This window comes from Thiolapillus sp., from assembly GCF_048562965.1.
In the GTDB taxonomy this organism is placed as follows: domain Bacteria; phylum Pseudomonadota; class Gammaproteobacteria; order Chromatiales; family Chromatiaceae; genus Thiolapillus; species Thiolapillus brandeum_A.
The window spans coordinates 1-1,146 of record NZ_JBHNMF010000906.1 but is presented as its reverse complement, the minus strand read 5'-3'; the positions used below and the strand labels follow the sequence as shown (position 1 = coordinate 1,146).

General features: G+C 49.8%; 1 protein-coding gene. It reads right to left on the bottom strand.

Annotation, left to right across the window (positions count from 1 at the left end):
• A partial coding sequence (locus tag ACOCD2_RS21070) for an Ig-like domain-containing protein (RefSeq protein ID WP_419626050.1) occupies window positions 1–1,146 on the bottom strand: 1,146 nt, incomplete at both ends.

Below are 1,146 nucleotides of genomic sequence, written 5' to 3'. Positions count from 1 at the left end.
GTCGGGGTTAGGTTCGTTCCATGCCATACGATAGACAGCGTAAAGGTTTGGTTGGGATCCGGGTCTAGTACAATGGGCGCTTTCCACCCCGTCTGCATGCCTTTTTTGGCCAGGAATTCCAGTTCAGCCGCCTGTGGTGGGTCATTTACCGGCGCCACATCGACTGTCGCTGCGTATGTCGGAGAGCAGGCCCCCTGGTCATCGCATATTTTGTACTCGAAGGAATCCGGGCCGTAATAGTCTTTATCCGGCGTGTATTCCACAACATAGGCTCCATCGATCTGCCCACAAGGATTCATGCACGAATCCGTATGTTTTGAAGGGGCTGTTACTGTCCCATGGGTAGGCTGCGTTACTATCTGCCCCGTAACCGATGTGCTGTCGGCGTCATAAGCATCAATGTCGACAACAGAGGGCTGGTCTTCTGTCGCCGCTACAGAAATGTCTTTTGCTGTAGGAGCATCGTTTTGTGGCCTAACCGTTACTGTGCCTGTAGCAACAGTGCAGGCAGGCACACCAGGGTTCAACGTGCCGGTACTGTTGTTATCACAAGCCGTGACTTTGAATGTTGTCGACCCATTCCAGTCAAAATGCGGTATGAACGACACTTGATCACCAGTGATAGAAGCGACGCCATGTGCCGGATCGGCATTGTCACCATTTTTTATGGTATATGTGATTACATCGGTTGCATCCACATCTGTGGCATTTAACGTATAAGGCTGACTTGCCGTATCTTCACCTGTTGAGATTGTAAAATCATCGAATACCGGCGCATCATTGACACCATTAACAGCTATGGTAACCGTATACTTCTGAGCGCAAGTGCCTTTATCGTCACATATCTTGTACTCGAACGAATCTGTACCGTAATAGTCAGAATCCGGGGTGTATCCTACATAATAAGAACCATTCAACTGCCCGCAACTTCCAGAACAGCTGTTGAGTTTCTTATATGGCGCCCTGGGCGTACCATGACTGGGCTGTGTGACAATAACGCCGGTAACAAATGTGCTGTCGACATCACTGGCACCAATATCCCATTCATCACCAGTCGAGTCCTCTGTTACCACAACATTAAGGTCTTGTGCTGCAGGCGGATCGTTGACCTCCGTAACCGTAACGGTCGCCGTATATTCCACACTG